Here is a 22,569-nt window from a genome sequence, read left to right as displayed (position 1 = left end):
GCCGAAAGGCAACCAGGCGGCTACGATTCTGTAGAGACACTATGAACATTGTTCAGAATACAGGGTGCCTCTTGGGGAACGCGTATAATGAACGTTGTTCATATACATGCAGCCGCGTACGGCGGCGCTCTGGAAAGGCCGGGTATGGCAAGGCAGACGATTGACAGGCACGCGATTGCGGAGAGCGCTTTTAAGCTCGCCTCTGAAAAGGGTCTCTCATCGCTCGGGATTCGCGAAGTTGCGCTTTCGTGCGGCGTTTCGGTCGGAACGATCTACAACCATTTCCCCTCGAAACCCGATCTCGTCGCAGAGGTCGTCGCGCGGTTTTGGCAGAACTCGCTCTCCGATGCCGCGTGCCGACCTGAAAGGGGCGAAGATTTCGTCGCGTACGTCGAGCGTGTCTTCGAGGCGATGCACGAGGCGCTTGCGGCGTTTCGCTCTGACTGGCTTCCCGAGGTCAGGGCTTTGGCGCTTCGGGGCGAGGCGGTCGGCCATGAGCGCGAGCGCCAGGTGTTCGCCCATATGGAAGAGGGGCTCGCTACGGTGCTCGCCGACGATCCCTGCGCCGACGCACGGCGACTCGGCTGCGTCGATGCGCAGGACCTCTGCCGCTTCGTGCTCGAATCGATGCTCGATGCGCTGAGCGAAGGCTCGCAGAACATCTGCGTCCTCGCGGCGCTTTTGCGCGCGGCGCTCTATGAAGGGAAAGGCGAGGTAGCATAATGGGAGTACTCAAGATAGCAACCGAGAAGCTGCTGCTCGTAGCGGGCGTCGTATGGATGATCGCCGGCCTGAACATAGCCAACATCGGCATAGGAGCGTACCTGCACGAGGCCGGGTGGATTTTCTGGGTGCTCCTTCTCGGCACCATCGCCATCTTCGTAATCTTCCATATCTTCGTGTTCACGAAGATGGTGGGGAAGCACACGAACCGCATCCGCGGGTACGAAGACGACCGGACTCATATCTGGAAGTTCTTCGACAAGAAGGGCTACATCGTCATGGCGATCATGATGGGCGGCGGTATCGCGCTGCGCATGTCGGGTTTCGTGCCCGAATGGTTCATCGCGTTTTTCTACACGGGACTCGGATTGGCCCTCGCCGTGGCGGGATTGAGCTTCATCATCCGCTACTTCAAAAGCTCAGATCCTGCATGTCCCGTCATTCCCCAAAGTCGTGCAAGAGACGCGCGTCCGACCGCGAAGCGGTAGGGGCTCGGCGAATCGGACAGGCGGGCCGGGTCCTCTGAGCGGGCTACTTCTGAGCATTAGGCAACGAAACCGCAACGTGCGTCGGGCCGACGGATGCGTTTCGGTAACGGTTCGTTTACCATAGGCATAATGATTCGAAAGCGAGGAAGCCGTGCCGAAGTTATTCGTCGTCGAAGACGACGCATCCTTGAGATCCGAGCTGCTGCACGTTTTGGAGTTGCAGGGCTACGAGTGCGGAGTGCCGCTGTCGTACGGGGGAGCCGCTGCCGAGATACTCGCGTTCGATCCCGATTGCGTCGTGCTCGACCTCAAGCTGCCGGGAACGTCAGGCTTCGACATCTGCCGCGATCTCAGGGCGAAAAGCCAGGTTCCCATCATCATGCTCACCTCATCTGACAGCGAATTCGACGAGCTGATGAGCATGAACCTCGGAGCCGACGATTACGTGACCAAGCCCTACAATCCGGCAATCCTGCTCGCGCGCATCCAATCGGTTCTCAGACGCTCGCAACGCCAGGGCACGCCCTCGCGCATCGCGCACAAGGGGCTCGTGCTCGATTTGGCGAAAGGCGTAGCCTCTGCGGGCGGTGCGAGCATCGATCTGACCCGCAACGAGCTCAAGATCCTCTCGCTGCTCATGGAGAACCACGATACCATCATCTCGCGTCAGGAGATCATGAACGAGCTGTGGCAATCAGACGAGTTCGTCGACGACAACACGCTCACGGTGAACATCAACCGCCTCCGCAAAAGCCTCGAGCGCCTCGGCGTCACCGATTACCTGGTGACCCGCAGGGGCCAGGGCTACCTTGTCTGAGGATTCCGATGAAGGTTTCGGAGTACCTTGCCGATCGCGCGGTCGAGCTCGCAGTGCAGGTGCTCGTCATCGTACTCGTATCATGGATGCTCGCCGTCCTCGATGTGGGCGTTGCCGCAATCGTGTTCTTGGCGGGCATCCTTTCCGCGAGCCTCGTGTTCTCCATCGTCTACGGTTACGTTCGCCGCAGGCGCTTCTACGACGAGCTCGAGTCCGTCGTTGCCGCCTTGGCCGAGCGTTCCGAAAGCTTTCTTGCAGCGGAGCTTTTAGGCCGCCCCTCGTTCCTTGAAGGCCGCATCGCCTACGATGCGCTCGGCGTTGCGGGCAAGTCTATGAATGACGAGGTGGCGCGTTATCGCGCGTTGGCCGATTCGTACCGCGAGTACGTAGAAACCTGGATCCACGAGATCAAGACGCCGATCGCCGCCGCAAAGCTCATGGCTTCCGGGCTCCACGGCGTGCAAGCCGATAAGATCAAGGCGGAAATCGGCCGCGTCGAGGGCTACGTCGAGCAGGCGCTCTATTACGCTCGCTCGACCTCGCTTCAGAAGGATTACTCGATTCGCGAAACCGGGCTTGCCGCGTGCGTGCGCGAATCGGTGAAGAAAAATGCGCAGCTGCTCATCGGCGCCGGAGTCGGCGTGTCGGTCGATATCGACGACGCGGCAACGGTATTCGCCGACGCGAAATGGTTGCAGTTCGTGATCGGGCAAGTGCTCGCGAACTCAGCGAGGTACGATGCGACCACCTTCACCGCATCGGCTCGCATCGAAGGCGAGGGAACCGTCCATGCGCGCACCGTGCTCGAGCTTGCCGACGACGGATGCGGGATAGCGGCAGCCGACATCGATTCGGTGTTCGAAAAGGGGTTTACCGGGCAAAACGGCAGAACGCACGGCTCTTCGACAGGCATGGGCCTGTATTTGTGCTCGGTTATGTGCGCCGAAATGGGACTCGGCCTTGGCATTGCTTCGGAAGAGGGGAAAGGAACACGCGTCATGATCGCGTTTCCCCATGACAGGCGCAGGATCGACGCGCTCCGCTAACGCGGGCCGCCAAACGACGCCGATGCGCGCGATCGATGCGAATGCGCCTTGGCGAACCTTACGAAAGCGTAAGGCGGCGGTAAGCCTGTTCGATGGCAGAAGGAAGGTTCCTCCTCTAAGCTTTGAATCGTCATACAAAGGAGGCAAAGCCATGAATGAAAAGGCAGTAGTAAGAATACTTGAGGCGATCGATGCCGTGCGGCGGGTGGTCATGCCCCTGCACGGTGCGAAAAGAAGCGAGGGATAGACCATGCCAGAAGCATACGCAACCTCTGCTGTAGCATCCGGTGCAACCGGGTTCGCGCCGACAGGCGGTGTCCAGCCGATTCTTTCTGTCAAGCACATCGAGAAGATCTACGGAACGAAGGATTCCGTCACCCACGCGCTCGCGGGCGTGAGCTTTGACGTTGCACCCGGCGAATTCGTGGGCATCATGGGGCCTTCGGGTTCGGGCAAGACGACGCTTTTGAACTGCGTCGCGACCATCGACACGGTGACGAGCGGTCATATTCTCATCGGGGGACGCGACATTACAAACCTTCGAACCCGCGAACTTGCGCGGTTCAGGCGCGATGAACTCGGCTTCATCTTCCAGGATTCGAATCTGCTCGATACGCTGAACGGGTTCGAGAACATTTCGCTTGCGCTTTCGATCAAGGGTGCTCCTGCAAACCAGATAGCCGCGAAGGTGCATGCCATCGCCGAAACGCTCGGCGTATCCGATGTGCTGAAGAAATACCCCTATCAGATGTCGGGCGGACAAAAGCAGCGTATCGCCGCAGCACGGGCGATGGCGGCCGAGCCGAAGCTCGTCTTGGCCGACGAGCCCACCGGCGCTCTCGACTCGCGCAGCGCAACCGTCATGCTCGAGGCGATGGAGATGATGAACGTGCAGTTCGGGGCCACCATCATGATGGTCACGCACGATTCGTACGCCGCATCGTTCGCCAAGCGCATCCTGTTCATCAAGGACGGCACGGTGTTCAACGAGATACGCAAAGGCGATACGTCGCGTAAGGATTTCTTCAGCCGCATCATGGAAGTGGTTTCTTTTTTAGGGGGCGATGCGAGCGATGCGCGCTAAACTGGCCGTACGCAACATCAAGCGCTCCTTCAAGGATTACGCGATCTATTTCATCACACTCGTGTTCGGCGTCGCCGTATTCTACGCGTTCAATTCGATCCAGAACCAGGCGGTGCTGTTCGATCTGGCCGATCTTGCCAGTACGAACGTCTTCGAGTTGACCGGGCAGATTTTAAGCTTGTTCTCGCTGTTCATCGCCTGTGTCCTCGGTTTCCTCATCGTCTATGCGAACCGCTTTCTCATCAGGCGGCGCAAACACGAGTTCGGCATCTACCTCACGCTCGGCATGCGCCCCTCGATGGTTACGCAGATCGTGCTCATCGAGACGATCCTCGTGGGTCTCGTATCGCTTGCGGTGGGCCTCGCGTTGGGAATCGCGCTGTCCCAAGGCCTCTCGTTCGTAACGGCGGGCCTGTTCGACATACCGATGGGCCAATACCGGTTCGTGTTCTCGGCGAACGCCTGCATGCTCACGCTCATCTGCTTCGCGGTGATTTTCCTCATCGTTGCGCTGTTCAACACGTTCACCGTCAACCGCTACAAGCTCATTGACCTTTTGTCGGCGCGCAGCAAAAACGAGAAGCTCAAAACACGGCGTCCTGCGGTGAGCTTCGCGCTGTTCGTCGTGTCGATCGCCGTTTTGGCAACAGCGTATACGCTGCTCGTGCAAAACGGCCTCGTTCTGCTCGACGATCCGAAATTCTTCTGGGCGACGGTGCTCATGGTGGCGGGTACGGCGTTGTTCTTCTACTCGCTTTCGGGTTTCGCGATAGCCATGCTGCAGAGAAGCAAGCGCTTCTACCTCAAAGGGCTCAATACCTTTACCGTGCGCCAAATCGCGAGCAAGGTGAACACAGCGTTCGCATCGCTTTCAGTCGTATGCGTGATGCTGTTCTTCAGCATTACGGTGTTCTCATGCGGTATGGGCATGGTCGAGGCGTTCACGAGCGGCGTCGAGCAGGGTACCCGCTACGATGCGTCGTTGACTTCGAATCTGTGGTGGGACGCGCAGAACATCGAGGACATGGATCCCGAGTACCAAGAGGATGCGAGGCGCACCGTTGCGCTCGCGCGGGAGTACGATTTCGACATCGAAGCGTACCTTGCCTCGCTCGGTGTCGACTGGGATGCATTTGCAGACCGGGTGATGCCGCTTGATTTATACCAGGTGCCCGATCTCACCTACGGGCAGCTCGTCGACGTGTCGACGCTCGGCTTGGCGGAGGATCGTGCTGCGATGATGCGCGATACCCCGGTTCAGATTATGGGCGAATCGCAATTCAACGCGCTGCGGGACGCGACCGGCGAAAATCCGATCGACCTCGGCGGGGCGGGCTATGCGGTGAACAACCTGAACGAATCGGGCAAGGCCCTTTCCGAGAAGCTCGCCACCCTCGACACACCCATCGCCGTGGGTGGCATCGAGCTAGCGAGTTCGAGCGAAACCGTGTATTCCCAGCCGACCGACGTCCATGCGTTTTCAGGAGATGCGGCCCAGCTCGTCGTGCCGGATCGCGTTGTAGAGGCCTTAGAAGATCAGATACCGTATATTTCGGTACTCAACGTGGACTACGCGATGGATCGCGCAGCAGGCGACGCTGCGCTCACAGACGCCCTCGGCCAGGCGTTGCCGCCGAGCGAGCAGAATGCGCGCAACGGATTCGATTATCAGCCCGATTCATGGCCCGTCTCAAGCATGTTCACCGCGAACGAGGTTATCACGCAAGCGGGCGGCATGCGCATGCTCATCACCTATCTTGCCCTCTACATCGGCTTCGTGTTCCTCATCACGACGGCGGCGGTGCTTGCGATTCAACAGCTCTCCGAGACGAGCGACAGCCTCGACCGCTACCGGCTGCTTTCGAAGCTCGGCTGCGATCGGCCCATGATCGGGCGTTCGCTCCTCGCGCAGGTGCTCGTGTACTTCCTCGCTCCGCTCGGCCTCGCCGTATGCCATGCGGCCTGCGCCATTGCGGTGACGAGCTCGAGCTTGTTCAGTGCGCTCAACGTGTCGATCGCGGGAGCAACGGTTATGACGGTCGTACTCGTGGTGGTCGTGTACGGCTCGTACCTGCTCGTCACCTACGCCGCATCGCGAAGCATCGTCGGACAGGCTCTGCGATTGCGCGGGTAAGTGGATGCTCGGGCGGCAACCCGCTCAAGGTGGGCGGGGCCGCTCGGGTGGTCATCCGCCCGCCTCGAAGCGGTTGCCCGCCCTTTACTTTCCGAGGAGATGGCGAATGGCGGCGACGGGATGCACCTTCAGCATGCGAGGCCCGGAATAGCGCATGACGGCACGGATGCGCTCGCGCTCTTCAGGCCGGTAGCAGTGGTTTTCGCACTCGTCGCACGAGGTTTTCACGTCCATCTTGCGGCAGCGTTCGGTGCGTAGCACGGCGTAGTCGTCGATGGCTTTGCATTCGGGGCAGATTGTCTCGCCGCAGAAGGCCGTTTCGGTGCGAGCCTGCTCGTCGTGGGTGCCTGCGCAGTGCAACGCGATCATCTGCGAGATGGTGCGTTTTTCTCGCTCGCGGCGCTTCGCTATGTTCGGAGTATCTTCCATGGCCGCAGGATAGCATAAGGTGTGCTCAGGGAAGTTGTACAGGGTTAATTTCAGGGAAAACCATACTGCGGACGGTTGGAACCTGTACAGCAAGTGATCCATCGGCCACGCAAGGGACCTGCCGCTGCAGGTGCATGGCAGCTCTAGGCGAATTGCACGGTTTGCGATGTCGGGCGGCGAGCGGCAGCGGGTCGAACAGAGTGTGCGCATCTTTTGAACATAGAACAACAGTTCTGTTTTTGTACAGCGTTTGGTACCTTCTGCGTTACAATAGACGTTTGCGTGACAGAGCGGTTCCAGACATGCGTCATGTTTGGAACCGAAACGGTTGCTAACGGAAACGAAGCGAAAGAAGCAGACGAACATGGCACAGAACTCAATCGTCATCAAGGGTGCTCGCGAGCATAATCTGAAGGATATAGACCTGACTATTCCGCGGGACAAGCTCGTTGTGATCACGGGGCTTTCCGGCTCGGGCAAAAGCTCGCTTGCATTCGACACGATGTACGCAGAAGGCCAGCGCCGCTACGTGGAAAGCCTTTCGAGCTATGCACGGCAGTTTCTCGGCCAGATGAACAAGCCCGATCTCGACAGCATCGACGGGTTGTCTCCTGCGGTATCCATCGACCAGAAAACAACGAGCAAGAACCCGCGCTCCACGGTGGGCACCACCACCGAGATATACGACTACCTGCGCCTGCTGTTCGCGCGCGTGGGCGTTCCCCATTGCCCGGAGTGCGGGCGCGAAATCAGGCGGCAGACGACCGATCAGGTAGCCGACGAAATACTTTCGCTCGGCGACGGGCTCAAGGCACTCGTGATGGCTCCGGTGGTGGTCGGGCGCAAAGGCGAATTCACGAAGCTGTTCCAAGACCTGCAGAAAGAGGGCTTCTCCCGCGTGCGCATCGATGGGGAAGTGAAGAAGCTCGACGGTGAGCCGATCGTGCTCAACAAGAAGATCAAGCACTTCATCGACGTGGTAGTCGATCGCGTGGTTCTGAAAAGCGATGCGTCCAGCCGTATCGCGGAAGCCGTCGAGATGGCCACCAAACTCGCCGACGGGCGCGTGCTCGTGCAGGTGCTCGGCGAGGACGGCAAACCCAAGGCGGGCGGCCCCACGTCTTCGGGCGCTACGGGTGGCTTGCAGGAGGGCGAGTACGTGTTCTCTCTTGCGCTCGCCTGTCCCGAACACGGCCATTCCATGGACGAGCTGCAGCCGCGCGATTTCTCCTTCAACGCGCCTTACGGCGCCTGCCCCGACTGCCTCGGCATCGGAAGCCGCGAAGAGGTCGATCCGAGCCTGCTCGTGCCCGATCCGTCGCTTTCGCTGAACGAGGGCGTGATCGCGCCGTTCACGACGGGCAACTACTATCCGCAGGTGCTGCGCGCCGTAGCCAAGCACCTCGGGGTGTCGGCCGACACCCCGTGGGAGGACATGCCGAAGAAGGTGCGCGATGCGCTTCTGTTCGGCCTGCCCAAAGAAAAGGTTCGCGTCGACTATGTGACGGTCGATGGGCGCGAAACGTACTGGTACATCGATTGGGAGGGCGCGACTGCTGCGGTCATGCACCGCTATCAGGAGTCCACAAGCGATAACCAGCGCGAGAAGTACGCGCAGTACTTCGCCATCGTGCCGTGCCAGACGTGCGGCGGCAAGCGCCTCAAACCGGAAATCCTCGCCGTCACCGTCGGCGGCAAGAACATCCACGAAGTCACCGAGATGAGTGCCGCCGATTCGCTCGCGTATTTCGAAGCCCTCGATTTCACCGGGTCCGATGAGCAGATCGCGGGCCCCATCGTGAAGGAGATCCGCGCCCGTCTGCGCTTCCTCGTCGATGTGGGGCTCGATTACCTCACGCTCGAGCGCGCAACGGCAACGCTTTCGGGCGGCGAGGCACAGCGCATCAGACTCGCCACGCAGATTGGGGCCGGGCTCATGGGAGTGCTCTACATCCTCGACGAGCCGTCGATCGGCCTGCATCAGCGTGACAACGAGCGGCTTATCGCTACGCTTGAGCGCTTACGCGATCTCGGCAACACGGTCATCGTCGTCGAGCACGACGAGGATACCATCCGCCATGCCGATTACGTGATCGACATGGGGCCGGGTGCGGGCGAGAACGGGGGCGAGGTCGTGGCTCAAGGGACGCCGAAACAGATTCTCAAGGCGAAGAACTCGTACACGGCCGATTACCTTTCGGGTCGCAGGCGCATTGAGGTTCCCGAGGTCCGCCGCAATCCCAAACGGGGTTCTGTAAAACTCATGGGCGCAACCGAGAACAACCTTAAGGATGTGAGCATCGAGGTTCCCATCGGCGAGCTCACCGTTGTCACGGGCGTATCGGGCTCGGGCAAGAGCTCGCTTATCACCGATACCCTCGCTCCAGCGCTTGCGAACCGCGTGAACCATGCGCGCAGACGCACCGGGGCCTACCGGAAGATGACGGGAGCCGAGCTGCTCGACAAGGTCATCAACATCGACCAGAGCCCCATCGGGCGCACGCCGCGATCGAACCCGGCAACCTACATCGGCCTCTGGGACGACATACGCCAGCTGTTCGCGTCTACCCAGGAGGCGAAGGCCCGAGGGTACGCACCCGGGCGTTTCTCGTTCAACGTCGCAGGCGGGCGCTGCGAGGCATGCAAGGGCGATGGCCAGATAAAGATCGAGATGCACTTTCTGCCCGACGTGTACGTGCCGTGCGAGGTGTGCGGCGGCAAGCGCTACAACCGCGAAACGCTGCAGGTGACGTACCGCGGCAAAAACGTCTACGATATCCTCGAGATGACGGTTGAGGAGGCGCTTGCGTTCTTCGAGAACATACCCGGCATCAAGCGCAAGCTCCAGACGCTGCACGACGTGGGACTCGGTTACATCAAGCTCGGGCAGCCGGCGACCACGCTTTCGGGCGGCGAAGCGCAGCGCGTGAAACTTTCAAGCGAGTTGCAGCGCCGCCAGACCGGCAAAACGTTCTACATCCTCGACGAACCGACGACCGGCCTCCATTTCGAGGACGTGCGCCAGCTGCTCGAAGTGCTTCAGCGTTTGGTGGATGCGGGCAACACCGTACTCGTCATCGAGCACAACCTCGACATCATCAAGAGCGCAGACAACATCATCGACCTCGGACCCGAAGGCGGCGACCGCGGCGGCACCATCGTGGCGACCGGCACTCCTGAAGACATAGCGGCGGTTCCTGAAAGCTACACGGGGCAGTTCCTCGCGAAAATGCTCGACGAGGGAGGCACCGCACGCGTCCAGACAAAGGCCTCGTAGCCGAGGAGCGCAGAGATCTGGGCGTTTGATGTCCGCTGACAGGGACCGTATCAAAGCTCCTGCGGTAATAAGAGCCGAAGCCTATGGCAGGTTTCGGCTCTTTTCTTGTCGGCAGTTCGCAACCCGTTACGGCTCCAGGGGGGAGATATAAAGGCGATTCGACGAGGGTTTGCCCCTTGAAAAAACACCATGCTATGGTGTAATACTGATGTACATGCTCATAGATTCCGTACCGTACGTGCTATGCACAAAGCGTTCGCACCTGTATCCACGAAGGAGGCGCATGAAGCGAGTAGGAACGCGTAGAATAGTCTTCGCAGCTTTGCTGTTCGCAGCCGCCGTCTTCGGCGGCCCCCTGAGCGCGGTTGCAGACGAAGCGGCCGAAGCTTCCGTCGAATCGAGTAATCGAACCGCAAGCGGATACGTTGCAGTCGATCTTTCGGCGGGCTATGGCGGAACGGAGCTACCGGCGGCTCCCCGCAAGGAAGGCGCCGTATGGATCGTGACGCCCGAAAACGCGCAGTACGCGCTCGACGGAGCGTACGGACCGATCGACGGGAAGACGATACGGTTCAGCGGCGGCCCCTACGAAGACCCCCTTGTACTCGCCCGTACGACGAAATACCCGGGAAGCCGTACGATCTATTACGACCAATCGTATGCGACGACCGGGAACGGGACTCCGGAAACGCTTGGCGAATTGACGCCGACCGGCGTGTACAGCTATGTGCGTACCGTTGAAAACCTTACTCTGACGAGTGAAGACGGCGTCGTGCTCCCCGGGTTCGAAGCAGCGTCGGGCCACGTATATGGAACAGGGAGCGCGCCTGCCTTCGATTACGTGCGTGAAACCACGACTTCGGATACCAACGGCAGCCACTACGATTTCAGTTCTTTGAAAAACATCACGTTCGAGGGTCTTGCGATCGAAGGCCGGGTCTTCGTAGCCGACTACAGCGCCTATGCGGTCAACGACGGTATACGGTTCGAGGGATGCGCGTTTCTGGGCGATGCGAGCAAGATGGGAGACGGATCTTTTGCCGCGATTAAGATGATGGCCGACACGAAGCCGTTTGCGAATGTCACGGTTTCACGGTGCACGTTCTCGTCCTATTTCCAGGGCATATACCTTCAGGGACCCATAAACCCCTGCGTTGTGAACAGCTTGATCGAAGACACCGCCCATAACGCGATCGCACTGCAGAGCAGCAACGCGAACCCCGTGCTCGGCGAAGTGATCATCGCCGAGAATATCATACAGCGCGCAGGAGACCGGGCTATCAGGTTCGGCAACGCTTCGAGGGCCTCGTCTGTCATCGTCGAGAACAACGTGATGCTTGATTCGGGTGATTCCGACGGCGAACTCTTCAAAGCCGAATCGCTTTCTCCGATGCAAGCGCGGTTTCGCTCGAGCATAACTACTGGGACGGTCGGGATGCTGGCGTGGCGGTGGCGGGCGCAATCCGTCCGAGTACCGTCGGCATAGCGGGCGGCGTGTTCTTGGAAAAGGTGAAGCCGGAGTATTGTGCCGAGGGGTTCGAGCCCGTACCTGACGGCAACGGCGGTTGCATCGTATGCGACCATGCGGCAACCGAGACGAGAAACGCCGTGGCCGCGAGCTGCTCAGAAAAAGGCTACACCGGCGATACCGTATGTGCTACCTGCGGGAAAGTGCTTCTGGGTGGCGAAGATGTTCCCATGGCGGATCATGTGTACTCGTGGATTGTCGAGAAGGAGCCGAGCGCTGTGCAGTCGGGTTTGCGGGTCGAAGTGTGTGAGCGTTGCGGAAACAGAGGCGTAGCGGTCGAGATTCCTGCAACCGGCGCTTCTGAGTCTGAGGTGCCCGAATCGTCCGAGCCGGATACGTTGACCGATCCCACACCACATCCGATCGAAGCGCCTTCCCCCGAACCGAAAAGATCGTCGGTGGCTCCCTTGACGGGCGATGCGAACGCAGCTGCGTTTGGCTTGGGATGCGTGCTGCTTGCAGGCGTGTGCCTGCTTGCCGGAAAGCTTGCCGTGCTCAGAAGAAGGATGCATTATTCCCAGAGCAGCGAATAATTCTGAGTCAAGAACGTACATCTGCGTAAAACCTTGAAAAAACCGTTGTGTCGAAGCCCCGTCATTGCTATTGTTTCGTATCGCTTTTAATTTACGAGAGAAAGAGCACGGGTTGGAGCTGAGAAACGCTACGTACTCCGATTTGGACCGCATCATGGGCATTCTCGCCGACGGGCGGGCTGCGCTTGCGGCTTTGGGTACCGATCAATGGCAGGGCGGTTATCCCGCCCGCGAAGTCATCGATGCCGATATCACGCGCGGCGAGAGCATCGTCGCATGCGAGGGAACACGGCTCGTTGCTACGGCCATGGTGGCCTGTCGTGACGAACTTGATTACCGCACCATCGAAAACGGATCGTGGCTGACCGAATCGCTTCCCGATGATCCGTGCTACGTCGTCGTGCACCGGGTTGCCGTTGCGAGCGAAGGTAAGAACAAGGGAGTCGGATCTTCTATCCTCGACTACGCCTGTCGTTTGGCCCGAAGCCTCGGATGCACGAGCGTGAGGATCGACACACATCCGGGCAATACCCCTATGCAACGTCTGCTCGAGAAGAACGGATTCGCGCAATGCGGGATAATTCACATCAGTCATGCGGAGGGCGCAACGTCTGAGCGCTACGCGTACGAGAAGATGGTCTGAGGCTGCGTGCTGCTGGAAGCGTGCCCGTCGGAGATGTTCTGACCTGCGAAGCTGTGCATATGTACTGCGCGCTTCGTACCCGTTTGCTGTGAAATTGTGTCGCTTGGCTCAGGCTCGAAACGAGGGGTTGGGGCAAGGGTATAATACGTTCCATGTCGAACGTACCACGTGAAAAAATCGCTCTCGTCGTTTTCGTCGGGCTCATTGCCGTCTCGCTGTTCGGTCTTGTGGGCTATTTGGCGGTGGGTCATTCGTGGAACGTTGCAGCTTCCAACATCGATGATGCGACTGGGCAGATGGACGGCTATACGGCGATCGTGTTCAAGGGAACCGTCGATCCTGCAGTCCTCGAGACGAAAGCCGAGAACAAGAAAAACGACGCAAGCGCGTCTTCGGGGTCGAAAGCCTCCGAAGATGCCGCGCGAGACGTCGAGTCGGGGCTGTCGGGCCTTGAGGATCCGTACGGATTGGGCGGTACCGGTTCGGATGCGGGCGCGTCGGGTTCTCCTGCCGACTCGGGGCACGATTCGGAGCCGGGCGCTTCGGGTTCCTCTGCCGAATCGGGGCACGATTCGGATGCAGCTGCCTCGGGGCTGCCTGCCGATACGGAGCAGGGCGCAGAAACGGCACCTGGCTCGACCGGGAGCGCTTCGTCGACGACGAAGCGGAAACCGCCGATCGCCATCGAGGATGTAGAGCAGAGCTATCTCGACAAGAACGCCACGGTATTCTCGATCGACGCCGAGAACCTCGAGCGGTACCGCGAGGGGACCATCCTCAAAAAGGGCAGCGACCGTTTCGGCGTGTTCAGCGTGACGCCGAAGATGACGAAGCGCATGATCGAAGCGCAGGTTGCGTACTTCCAGACGTACAACGTCGATTTCATCGTCGTGCTCACCCCCGATAAAGAGATCGTCGAAGAGGCCGAGGGCATCGACATCGTCATATCGACGCAGGACGAAGGCCTGTTCGTTATGGGCGAGACCATCAACGGAACGTTCTACGTCAATGCGCCCGAGATAGGCTCGGTGGGGGTCATCCTCATTTCACCGAGCAACGTCGTTTCAGCGAAAGCGGTTCATCCGAGCTAGAGTCGCGCGTATGCCGTAGCGATCGCATCTGTTTAATGCTGACGTTCGCTTAGGCGGTTGTTTGTTCAGATGATGCTTCCCAAGCTTCTTTTGCAAGCAGGTGGCAGAGTAGATCTTCGGGAACGCCGTCTTGGCCGATCTCTGCGAGGTGTCTGGTTCCCTCGAACGAGAAGCCGCATTTTTCTATCACGCGCCTTGAGGCGGCATTCCACGGGTAGCACGTACATGAGATGCCGATGAGACCGAGCTGCTCGAAGCCGAAACGGACGACTTCCTTCGCGGCTTCGGTTGTAAAGCCGCGTCCCCACCAATCGCTGCCGATCGCGTAGCCGAGCATGAGTACCGAGTCGAGCGAACGTGCAGGATCGGGGATCAGGCCGATCGAGCCGATCACCGTGCCTTCGGGATTGCATTCGGTCGCTGTTTCGCGGGGAATGATCGCCCACACATGGCCCTGTGATGCGATATCGGTGATAAACGAACGCGAATCGTCAAGCGAGCGGTGCTGCGGCCAGCCGGCATCGTGGCCGATGCGTGGATCGCTCGAATAGGCGAACACGTCGTCAGCGTCGGCAAGGCAAAACGCTCTGAGTACGAGCCGCTCGGTGGTAAGTCGGGGTACGGTGCTTACGGGGTCGAGCAAACGGTCGGTTTCCGAACAAGGTGGTTGGGTGGAGTCAGAGTGGTTGTCCATGGTGGTCCTTTCGAAAGTGGCTGCGCGCTTTGTTATGCCGCATGAGGGAGGAATTGGAGGTTGAGATCGACCGATGTTTCGATGCCGGCAACCGTGCCGGCATTCGAGTACTGCCATATCGAGAAATCGAATTGCCCGCTCGGAACGGGAGCCCCGTATTCGGCGAACCACACGTCGATACCGGCAAGCTCGTCAAGGTCGTATTTCGCGATGTCGCTCTTGTTCCCGTAGAGCATCGGTTCGTATCCGGCATCGGAAATTCTCGAGCAGAATGCGCGGGCATTCTCGGTCATCTGGGTACGTGAGAGGTTGTCGGCCCGTCCCTCGATGCCCGCAACGGGCTCGTGGTCGTAGACGACGGGGTAGGCGAGTTCAGCGCCGCCGAGCATGGCGAGCACGAAATCCGCTTCCTCTTCGGCCTCCTCGACCGAAACGGCCTGCGAAAAGAAATACACGCCTACGGGAATGCCCGCCGTTGCAGCGCCTTGCATGTTGGCCTCGTAGCGTTCGTCAAGGTAGACAATGCCTTCGGTCGCACCCCGATTGCCGATGCGGATGATAGCGAAGTCGACACCGTCTGCGGCTACCGCGTTCCAGTCGATGGCGCCCTGGTGAACCGAAACGTCGATGCCGGTACGCGAGCGCATCTCGCCGTCTTCGGCATAAGCGAAACGTCCGTTTTCGTAGGTAAGACCGGAGAAATCGTAGGGGCTCACGTACGCTGGCTTCGCATTGGTTACTGACTCGGGCGAGAAGCACCCGCACAAGGTGAGTAACGCGCAGGTACACGCAAGCGCGAGAGCGCAGAGCAGACGGCGGGACACGTGCACCATGCTACCTCCAAGACATTCCTGCGAACAGACGAGCGCTTTATGCTCGGTCATCGTGGTGGAACCGTAATCCTATCGAAAAAAACTGCGAGCGAGCCTTCTATGCAGGATATGAACACAAAACGAAGCGCCCGCACGATCGAAGTCGTACGGGCGCAAGCAATGATGTGAAGCGAGGCTGCTCGGGTTGTGCAGCGCCTAACCGAACCGCTGGGCGCGCCGTACCGAGAAGCCAGCCTATTCTATACGATGCCCTGTGCCATCATGGCGTCGGCGAGCTTCTTGAAGCCGGCGATGTTCGCGCCCATGACGTAGTTGCCCTCGTGGCCGAACTCCCTGGCCGCGTCGTCGGCTGCATGGTAGATGCTCTTCATAATGCCCTGCAGCTTCTCGTCGACCTCGTCGAATGTCCAGGAAAGACGCTCGGAATTCTGGCTCATCTCAAGGCCCGAGGTGGCCACGCCGCCTGCGTTGGAGGCCTTGCCGGGGCAGAACACGACGCCGTGCTCCATGAGGTAGTCGGTCGCATCCATGGTGGTGGGCATGTTCGCGCCCTCCGCCACGATCTTGCAGCCGTTCTCGACGAGCTTCTTCGCATCGTCGAGATGGAGTTCGTTTTGCGTGGCACAGGGAAGCGCGATGTCCACAGGCACCGACCAGACGCCCGTGCCCTCGTGGTACTCGACGCCGTCTTTGCGGTTCGCGTACTCGGAGATGCGGCCGCGCTCGACTTCCTTGATCTGCTTCACAAGAGCGAGATCGATGCCCGCCGGATCATGGATCCAGCCCGTTGAGTCGGACAGGGTCACGACCTTCGCGCCGAGCTGCTGGGCCTTCTCGGTCGCGTAGATGGCGACGTTGCCCGAACCGGAGACGGCAACCGTCTTGCCCTCGAAGGAATCGTCGTGGCAGGTGAGGTATTCCTGCACGAAGTAGATGAGGCCGTAGCCGGTGGCCTCGGTGCGCACAAGCGATCCGCCGTAAGAGAGGCCCTTGCCGGTGAGCACGCCGACCCATTCGTTGCGCAGGCGCTTGTACTGGCCGAACATGAATCCGATCTCACGGGCGCCGGTGCCGATATCGCCTGCGGGAACATCGGTGTTCGCGCCGATGTGGCGGGAGAGCTCGGTCATGAAGCTCTGGCAGAAACGCATGACCTCGAGGTCCGATTTGCCTTTCGGATCGAAGTCGCTTCCGCCCTTGCCGCCGCCCATGGGAAGCGTGGTCAGGCTGTTCTTGAAGATCTGCTCGAAGCCGAGGAACTTGATGATGCCGAGGTTCACCGACGGATGGAGGCGCAGGCCGCCCTTGTAGGGCCCGAGGCAGCTGTTGTACTCGACGCGGTAGCCGCGGTTGACGTGCACGGCACCTTCGTCGTCGACCCAGGGGACCCGAAACATCACTACGCGCTCGGGCTCGACGATGCGCTCGAGCAGTCCGGCTTTCTCGTAAGCGGGATTCGACTCGATGACGGGCTTAAGCGACGTGAGCACTTCGGTGACAGCCTGAATGAACTCGGGCTCGTTCGGATTCTTCTCCTTGACCTGCTCGATGACGTTATCGACATAACTCATCAAAGGACCTCCTTTATGGGGTTGTACGGTTCCATCCATTATACGGAGGTTCGCGCGCCCGAACCGAAGATTTAAAAAAGACGAAACAAAGCAGGTGCAGGCGGTCGGGCGGCGATGCGGTTCTGCATCAGGGCGCCGCCGCATTTCGCATCGGGACCGAACTCGGGGCCGGTGATGCGTTCCGCGCAATCCGAAAAGCTGGAAAAGCGTTGCCGCACGTCCCGAAAGGCGATAGCATGAAAAGGGGTTGCTGTCTTTGGATGGCAGGGAGGTCATCGTGTATACGCCGGATGTTCTGAGAAACCAGCGGTTCGTCCTATCGCCCGAGACGCAGGCGAATACGTCACGGGCCGAACGCGCGCTTGTTCGCATGGAGGACAAAGCGCTCAACGGCCATGTAAGCGGTTCGCTCAGGCGCGTGCTTTCACGGCTCGAAGCCATCTCCACGATCAGGATAGAGGGCAAGGCGCCCCGTCTTGTGGCGCTGCTCCAACTTGAAGCCTGCGCAGCGGAGGGGGATGATGAGCCGGTCAAGCGCGGGGAGCCGTTCGATTTCTTCGGATTCGAAAACGAGGAAGAGCGGCAGACCGCCGTCGAGGTGCTGTTCTTCGAGCGCGCGCTCGAGCACATATACGGTCGAATAGGCGATTCGAATCCGTTCGATACCGCGTACTTGCTCGACATCCATTCGATTGCGCGCTTCGGATGTTCTGCCCAAGAAAGCGGAGTCGGCTTCAGGAGGAAGGCGTGGATATCAGAATCGGCCGCCTCTGTAGCCAGGGTGTACGAGCCGCCCGGACCCGAAGCGATTGAGGCGCTCGTCGAGGATCTCGTGGCGTTCGGCGGGCACGAAGCGTATTCGCCCATCACGCAAGCGGCACTCGCTCATTTCCAATTCGAGAGCATCAAGCCGTTCAAGTCGGGTATGGATAAGACGGGCAGGCTCATGTGCCATGCTATCCTGCATCGGCGCGGACTCACGAACAGCATCATCGCCCCTATCGGGCTCGAACCGGCAATCGATACGCCAAGTCATGCGCGATCGCTGCTCCCGTACAACTTCGGGTGCGCCATCGACGAGACGAACCGCATGAAGTTCATCGATCAATGGGTGGATTTCTGCGCGCTTTCGGCGGAGGTTTCGGCGCGGGCGGCCGATGTGTACCTCGACGCGATCCTCAAGCTCAAGGAATCGTGGCTCGAAGATTTCGGAAAGCCGAACAAAGGGTCTGCGCTCGAAGATCTGTTCAACCTGTTGCCGGGGACTCCGATACTGACGGTCAAGCAGGCAGCGGTCTTGACGGGGAAGAGCTTGTCGGCGGTCAACGATGCGCTCTTGCGCCTTGAGCGGGCGGGCATCGTGAAGACGCTCGACCGGTTTCAGCGGGGAAGGCTGTTCGTGGCGCGCCGGGCGGTCGATCTGCTCGAGGATATCGGCAGGCGCATCACGCCCGAACATCCGATAGACCGCGATTCGCTCGGGTGATCGATGCGCATCGATCACCGTTTTGCGGCGAGGGGCGCATCCCTGCCGTTTGCGGCGGGCAGAACGGCCCGATTGCGGGTTTTCCGAGTTCCCGCAAAACAGCACCTTGTGTCAGAACGCTCCGTATACTGATACAAAGGGAGAACCAAACAACATGCAGACGATTGCGGGATGCGGCCTTGGCGGGCCGTGGCGTTGCCTTGTTGTCGCATGGGAGGAAGCTGCAGATTTCTCCGCTGTTCTTTCCTGCGGTTTGGTGATGCGCTACGAGAGGAGTGAATCCATGTCGAAACCTCGAACAGAGAATACCGAATGGCTGAGCATGAAAAGGCGGAGCTTCCTCAAGCTTGCCGCCGGTGCGGCAGCGGGGGCGGCAACCGGAACCCTGCTGGTTTCCTGTGCCCCGAAGGAAGAAGAGGCTCAGCCCGAGTCGACGCCTGTCGGCACCGGGCAGCCCGACTACGACAAAATCGTGAGGACGGTATGCGCGCCCAACTGCGTGGGCAGCTGCGGTATCAACGCCTATGTCAAAGACGATACGATTGTGAAGGTGGAGCCTGCGGAATTCCCCGATAACGCGTACCATCGTATCTGCCTGCGCGGCGTATCGAACGCCATGCAGCGCGTGTATTCTCCCGATCGCGTGAAATACCCTATGAAGCGCGTCGGCGAACGCGGCTCAGGAGATTTCGAGCGCATTAGCTGGGAGGAGGCTATCGACCTCATCTACGAGAAGATGCAGTACAACATCGACACGTACGGTCCGACCGCGAACTCGTTTCTCGGTATGACGGGCAACTACGGCGTGTTCCCTCAGATCATGGCTTCTTTGCTGGCCATGACGTACGACGGCACTGCATTCACGAACTTCGGCATTATGGGAGACAACGCCTGCAACATGGGGTTTTTACCGCCGCTCGGAGTCCAGCAGGATGCGAGCTCGTGGGAGGATATGGTCGGCTCGAAGGCGATCATCCTGTTCGGCTGCAACTACGCCGAGACCAACATGCAGGAGATGCATTTTCTGTTCGACGCCCAGGAGGCTGGAAGCAAGCTCATCGTCGTGGATCCGCGCTTCTCGCGCACGGCGGCGAAAGCCGACCAGTGGATACCGATTCGTCCCGGCACCGATGCGGCTATGGTGCTCGGCATGATGAATCATATTGTCGCTCAGAAAAAGTACGACGAAGCGTATATCAGAACGTACACGAACGGCGCGTTTCTTGTCGATACCGTCACGAAGAAGCTCGTGCGCTTGGACGATGGGTACGCGGTTTGGGACGAGAGCGCAGGCAAGGCCGTTCCCGTTGCGGCCGTTCCCGACGAGATGAAGCCCGCATACCCGTCAGTCGAGGTGAACGGCGATCTGCCGAAGGAAACCGAAGTTCCTGAAACCGCTGCGCTGCTCGGGGTGTTCAGCGTCGAAACCGACGGCCGAACCGTCGAGGCGAAACCTGCGTTTCAGCTGCTCGTCGAATCGCTCGAGGCTTACACGCCCGAAGCGGCAAGCGAGATATGCGAGGTTCCGGCCGAGGACATCGTGGCGCTTGCCGATCTCTATACGGATGAAGCGCCTGCGAGCCTGCGCGTGAGCCAGGGAACGAACCGTTATTGGAACGGCCATCTTCCCACCCGCGCACTCGTGCAGCTTGCCGCCATCACCGGCAACGTGGGCAAGCCGCATGCGAACATAAACTGGGCGGGCGGAAGCCTCATGCGCATCCTCTTCGCGCTCGGACCCACAGCCGTCACTACGCGGGAGGGCCACGCTTCGACACCGCAGCCGGGATCGCAATGGTACGACATCGTCGCCTCGCAGAAGCCGTACCCTGTAAAGCTTCTGTGGACCCAGAACTACGGTTGGGGCACGCAAGGCCCCGATCGCAACCGCATGATCAATGAGGTGCTGCCCCAGCTTGACTTCATCATCGTATCCGATTCGATCATGACGCCGGGCGCGCAGTACGCTGATCTCGTGCTGCCCGTCACAAGCTATTACGAAGAGCCCTTCGAAATCGTGACGGCGTGGTCGTCGTTCTACGTGCAAGTGCGCGAACAGGCCATAAGCCCGATGTTCGAAGCGAAGACCGACTATCAGATAGCCCAGATGCTCGCCGAACGCTTCGGTATCCTCGAGGAAACCGAGTGGAAGCTCGACATCGAGGAATACGGCTTGACCCATATTCTCAAAGAAAGCATCGCCCCTGAATTCGCTTCGATCGATACCGATGAGCTTATGGAAAAGAAGGTCGTACGGGCGAACTACCCTGAGAACTACGTGGCGTTCGAAAGCATGCGGTTCCAGACGCCGAGCGGCAAGATCGAACTGTATACCGAGAGCCTGACCGAGTTCGGCGAAGAGCTCGCCTGCCATTACGAGCCGCTCGAAGGAAACCGCAACGAGATGGCGGCGACCTACCCGCTCACCTTCATGAACTGCCGCACCGTGTACACGACGCATTCGCAGCACGTGCAGCTTCCGTGGATCCGCGAGGTGGCGCCGGATCCGTGGCTCGAGATGGCGCCCGAAGACGCCGAGGCGCGCGGCATCGCGACCGACGATGTGGTAGAGGTGTTCAACGACCGCGGTTCGTACAAGGTGAAAGCGCTTGTGACACCCGAGATCAAGCCCGGATGCTTGAACCAGCGTCAGGGATGGTGGCCGAAGGACTTCCCCGAAGAAACGCATTACAGCTCGCTTATCCACATGACCCTTAATCCTGCGCAAGACGCGATATCGGAGACGAATTTCGCACCGTACGACAACCTCGTCGACGTGAGAAAGGCATAGGTGGTGCGCCATGACGAAGTATGGATTTGCCATCAATCTGCACCGCTGCATCGGATGCCGTACCTGCTCGATCAGCTGCAAGATGGAGAACAGCGTTGCCGACGGTCTTCTTCGCATGCGCGTGCTCAACGACGAGGAGAAGCTCGTCTACGACATTCCAACGGGGGCGTATCCGAAGCTTTCGATGACGTGGACGCCGGTTCCGTGCCAGCATTGCGATACGGCGCCGTGCGTGGCCGTGTGTCCAACGGGCGCGAGTCAGAAGCGCGAAGACGGCATCGTGACGATCGACAAGGAGCTCTGCACCGGATGCAAATCGTGCATCGAAGCATGCCCCTACGATGCCCGCATGTACGATGAGGCTTCGAATACTGTTGATAAATGCACGCTGTGCGCTCATCGAATCGATGCGGGCCTCGGGACGACGATGTGCGAGATCGCATGCCCCGGGCGAGCGATAGCAGTCGGCGATCTCGACGATCCCGACTCCGGGATCGCGAAAATCGTCGCAGAGCACGACACGATCCGCCTCCTCGAAGACGAGGAAACGGGACCGAACGTGTACTACTGGGATTCCATGGCATAGCGCCGCATGTGCCCGCAGCCCGGACGGGTATATCGGGCTGCGGGCGCGGCAAAGCGGACAAGCGGTTCGGGTGAGACACGGAATGGACGGAAGACGGACTGGCGAGGTGGCGGCAATGGGATATTGTGAAGAAAGGGGTTTGGCTCGCGCGCAAGGTCGGCTGTGCTGTCTTTTGGCGGCATGCTTCAGGAGGCCCGACGATGCGTTGGCCGAAAAGATCATCGGGTCGGGCTTTTCGGAAGAGCTGGGAGCCATACTGTCCGATGCCGAAGCGGGCACGGTCGCTTCTCTTCTCGCGCGTATCGCCGCATTCGAGCAGGACTGTGCTTCATCAGCTCCTGAAAACGTGCGACTTGCTCTCGAACTCGATTACAATCGGTTGTTCGTAGGGCCTGCGGCCCTTCTCGCGCCGCCCTACGAAAGCTACTATGCCAGCGATAGGGACGGAAATGGATTCGGAAGGCTGCGGACCGCAGAGGAGCGCGCCGTTGTCGCAGCGTATCGGGAAAGCGGGTACGAAGTGCCCGAATCGTTCACCGACCTTCCCGACCATATAGCCGTCGAACTCGAGTTCCTTGCGCTTGTCGCAGAGAAGGAGGCATCGGCATGGGAGGCGGGCGATGCCGACGAAGCCGAGAAAATGCGCAACGCGCAGGCGATCTTCCTTGAGCGCCATGTGGGAACGTGGGCGGTTCGTTTCGCCGAGCATGTCGAACGCGGTGCGCGAACGCCGCTGTATCCTGCGGTAGCACAGATCGTCGCGCTGTTCTGCGGGCGGTAGACGCCGCCCATTCGGCGTTCTGCTCCTATGAAGG

General features: G+C 59.8%; 19 protein-coding genes. 15 read left to right on the top strand and 4 right to left on the bottom strand.

The window, feature by feature from the left end; translation table 11 throughout:
- The first annotated feature begins 144 nt into the window (after positions 1-144).
- The 6 genes from FJE54_RS12690 (at position 145) to FJE54_RS12665 (ending at position 6,292) form a co-directional block, all read left to right on the top strand.
- A complete protein-coding gene (locus FJE54_RS12690; protein WP_180326732.1) occupies positions 145-723 on the top strand; it encodes a TetR/AcrR family transcriptional regulator in 579 nt (192 codons plus the stop codon).
- Complete coding sequence (locus tag FJE54_RS12685) at positions 723-1,211, top strand: hypothetical protein (RefSeq protein WP_139653176.1); 489 nt, start codon at positions 723-725, stop codon at positions 1,209-1,211. Before FJE54_RS12690 ends, FJE54_RS12685 begins: the two co-directional genes overlap by 1 nt.
- Before the next feature lie 151 nt (positions 1,212-1,362).
- Positions 1,363-2,028 (top strand): response regulator transcription factor, encoded by a 666-nt coding sequence (locus tag FJE54_RS12680; protein WP_139653174.1) that lies wholly within the window; start codon positions 1,363-1,365, stop codon positions 2,026-2,028.
- 8 nt (positions 2,029-2,036) lie between these two features.
- Positions 2,037-3,074 carry a sensor histidine kinase gene (locus FJE54_RS12675; RefSeq protein ID WP_139653172.1) on the top strand — a complete coding sequence of 346 codons (1,038 nt, stop codon included), beginning with the start codon at positions 2,037-2,039 and terminating at the stop codon, positions 3,072-3,074.
- Between the two features lie 250 nt (positions 3,075-3,324).
- Complete coding sequence (locus tag FJE54_RS12670; RefSeq protein WP_139653170.1) at positions 3,325-4,158, top strand: ABC transporter ATP-binding protein; 834 nt, start codon at positions 3,325-3,327, stop codon at positions 4,156-4,158.
- Positions 4,148-6,292, top strand: a complete 2,145-nt coding sequence (locus FJE54_RS12665; protein ID WP_139653168.1) for an ABC transporter permease — start codon at positions 4,148-4,150, stop codon at positions 6,290-6,292. The genes FJE54_RS12670 and FJE54_RS12665 overlap by 11 nt, the downstream gene beginning before the upstream one ends.
- 84 nt (positions 6,293-6,376) lie before the next feature.
- On the opposite strand, the gene FJE54_RS12660 is transcribed toward FJE54_RS12665, so the two are convergent.
- Positions 6,377-6,721, bottom strand: coding sequence for a nitrous oxide-stimulated promoter family protein (locus FJE54_RS12660; RefSeq protein ID WP_139653166.1), 345 nt, complete (start codon positions 6,719-6,721; stop codon positions 6,377-6,379).
- A 364-nt stretch (positions 6,722-7,085) separates the two neighbouring features.
- On the opposite strand from FJE54_RS12660, the gene uvrA reads away from it, so the two are divergent.
- The 5 genes from uvrA to FJE54_RS12635 all read left to right on the top strand — a co-directional run bounded on the left by uvrA (position 7,086) and on the right by FJE54_RS12635 (position 13,793).
- Positions 7,086-9,998 (top strand): excinuclease ABC subunit UvrA, encoded by a 2,913-nt coding sequence (gene uvrA, locus FJE54_RS12655; protein WP_139653164.1) that lies wholly within the window; start codon positions 7,086-7,088, stop codon positions 9,996-9,998.
- 283 nt (positions 9,999-10,281) lie between these two features.
- Positions 10,282-11,484 carry a right-handed parallel beta-helix repeat-containing protein gene (locus FJE54_RS12650; protein WP_180326731.1) on the top strand — a complete coding sequence of 401 codons (1,203 nt, stop codon included), beginning with the start codon at positions 10,282-10,284 and terminating at the stop codon, positions 11,482-11,484.
- Complete coding sequence (locus tag FJE54_RS12645) at positions 11,442-12,059, top strand: hypothetical protein (protein ID WP_139653161.1); 618 nt, start codon at positions 11,442-11,444, stop codon at positions 12,057-12,059. The genes FJE54_RS12650 and FJE54_RS12645 overlap by 43 nt, the downstream gene beginning before the upstream one ends.
- Before the next feature lie 112 nt (positions 12,060-12,171).
- The gene (locus FJE54_RS12640) at positions 12,172-12,702 is read left to right on the top strand and encodes a GNAT family N-acetyltransferase (RefSeq protein ID WP_255467423.1); all 531 of its coding nucleotides are present in this window, start codon (positions 12,172-12,174) and stop codon (positions 12,700-12,702) included.
- A gap of 152 nt (positions 12,703-12,854) precedes the next feature.
- Positions 12,855-13,793 (top strand): metallophosphoesterase family protein, encoded by a 939-nt coding sequence (locus FJE54_RS12635; protein WP_139653159.1) that lies wholly within the window; start codon positions 12,855-12,857, stop codon positions 13,791-13,793.
- Positions 13,794-13,842: 49 nt separating this feature from the next.
- On the opposite strand, the gene FJE54_RS12630 is transcribed toward FJE54_RS12635, so the two are convergent.
- The 3 genes from FJE54_RS12630 to gdhA all read right to left on the bottom strand — a co-directional run bounded on the left by FJE54_RS12630 (position 13,843) and on the right by gdhA (position 16,891).
- On the bottom strand, positions 13,843-14,487 hold the full coding sequence (locus FJE54_RS12630) for a GNAT family N-acetyltransferase (protein ID WP_180326730.1): 645 nt from the start codon (positions 14,485-14,487) through the stop codon (positions 13,843-13,845).
- Positions 14,488-14,519: 32 nt separating this feature from the next.
- A complete protein-coding gene (locus tag FJE54_RS12625) occupies positions 14,520-15,371 on the bottom strand; it encodes a glycoside hydrolase family 25 protein (RefSeq protein WP_255467422.1) in 852 nt (283 codons plus the stop codon).
- Between the two features lie 188 nt (positions 15,372-15,559).
- Positions 15,560-16,891, bottom strand: a complete 1,332-nt coding sequence (gdhA, locus tag FJE54_RS12620) for an NADP-specific glutamate dehydrogenase (protein WP_139653155.1) — start codon at positions 16,889-16,891, stop codon at positions 15,560-15,562.
- Between the two features lie 256 nt (positions 16,892-17,147).
- Here gdhA and FJE54_RS12615 point away from each other — a divergent pair, with 256 nt between their 5' ends.
- The 4 genes from FJE54_RS12615 (at position 17,148) to FJE54_RS12600 (ending at position 22,535) form a co-directional block, all read left to right on the top strand.
- Positions 17,148-18,377, top strand: coding sequence for a Fic family protein (locus tag FJE54_RS12615; protein ID WP_139653153.1), 1,230 nt, complete (start codon positions 17,148-17,150; stop codon positions 18,375-18,377).
- 283 nt (positions 18,378-18,660) lie between these two features.
- Positions 18,661-21,168, top strand: coding sequence for a molybdopterin-containing oxidoreductase family protein (locus FJE54_RS12610; protein ID WP_139653152.1), 2,508 nt, complete (start codon positions 18,661-18,663; stop codon positions 21,166-21,168).
- A gap of 10 nt (positions 21,169-21,178) precedes the next feature.
- Positions 21,179-21,754, top strand: coding sequence for a 4Fe-4S dicluster domain-containing protein (locus tag FJE54_RS12605; protein ID WP_139653150.1), 576 nt, complete (start codon positions 21,179-21,181; stop codon positions 21,752-21,754).
- A gap of 115 nt (positions 21,755-21,869) precedes the next feature.
- A complete protein-coding gene (locus FJE54_RS12600; RefSeq protein WP_180326729.1) occupies positions 21,870-22,535 on the top strand; it encodes a TorD/DmsD family molecular chaperone in 666 nt (221 codons plus the stop codon).
- Positions 22,536-22,569 lie beyond the last annotated feature (34 nt).

Origin of the sequence: Raoultibacter phocaeensis, assembly GCF_901411515.1 — a bacterium.
Taxonomy (GTDB): domain Bacteria; phylum Actinomycetota; class Coriobacteriia; order Coriobacteriales; family Eggerthellaceae; genus Raoultibacter; species Raoultibacter phocaeensis.
The sequence above is the reverse complement of the archived record's forward strand: the minus strand, read 5'-3'. Positions and strand labels throughout refer to the sequence as shown.

Excerpts from the sequence above, each read along its gene's own strand:
- FJE54_RS12690 (WP_180326732.1), top strand. The coding sequence starts at position 145 with ATGGCAAGGCAGACGATTGACAGGCACGCGATTGCGGAGAGCGCTTTT.
- FJE54_RS12685 (WP_139653176.1), top strand. The coding sequence starts at position 723 with ATGGGAGTACTCAAGATAGCAACCGAGAAGCTGCTGCTCGTAGCGGGC.
- FJE54_RS12675 (WP_139653172.1), top strand. The coding sequence starts at position 2,037 with ATGAAGGTTTCGGAGTACCTTGCCGATCGCGCGGTCGAGCTCGCAGTG.
- FJE54_RS12670 (WP_139653170.1), top strand. The coding sequence starts at position 3,325 with ATGCCAGAAGCATACGCAACCTCTGCTGTAGCATCCGGTGCAACCGGG.
- FJE54_RS12665 (WP_139653168.1), top strand. The coding sequence starts at position 4,148 with ATGCGCGCTAAACTGGCCGTACGCAACATCAAGCGCTCCTTCAAGGAT.
- FJE54_RS12660 (WP_139653166.1), bottom strand. The coding sequence starts at position 6,721 with ATGGAAGATACTCCGAACATAGCGAAGCGCCGCGAGCGAGAAAAACGC.
- uvrA (WP_139653164.1), top strand. The coding sequence starts at position 7,086 with ATGGCACAGAACTCAATCGTCATCAAGGGTGCTCGCGAGCATAATCTG.
- FJE54_RS12650 (WP_180326731.1), top strand. The coding sequence starts at position 10,282 with ATGAAGCGAGTAGGAACGCGTAGAATAGTCTTCGCAGCTTTGCTGTTC.
- FJE54_RS12635 (WP_139653159.1), top strand. The coding sequence starts at position 12,855 with ATGTCGAACGTACCACGTGAAAAAATCGCTCTCGTCGTTTTCGTCGGG.
- FJE54_RS12630 (WP_180326730.1), bottom strand. The coding sequence starts at position 14,487 with ATGGACAACCACTCTGACTCCACCCAACCACCTTGTTCGGAAACCGAC.
- FJE54_RS12625 (WP_255467422.1), bottom strand. The coding sequence starts at position 15,371 with ATGACCGAGCATAAAGCGCTCGTCTGTTCGCAGGAATGTCTTGGAGGT.
- gdhA (WP_139653155.1), bottom strand. The coding sequence starts at position 16,891 with ATGAGTTATGTCGATAACGTCATCGAGCAGGTCAAGGAGAAGAATCCG.
- FJE54_RS12610 (WP_139653152.1), top strand. The coding sequence starts at position 18,661 with ATGTCGAAACCTCGAACAGAGAATACCGAATGGCTGAGCATGAAAAGG.
- FJE54_RS12605 (WP_139653150.1), top strand. The coding sequence starts at position 21,179 with ATGACGAAGTATGGATTTGCCATCAATCTGCACCGCTGCATCGGATGC.
- FJE54_RS12600 (WP_180326729.1), top strand. The coding sequence starts at position 21,870 with ATGGGATATTGTGAAGAAAGGGGTTTGGCTCGCGCGCAAGGTCGGCTG.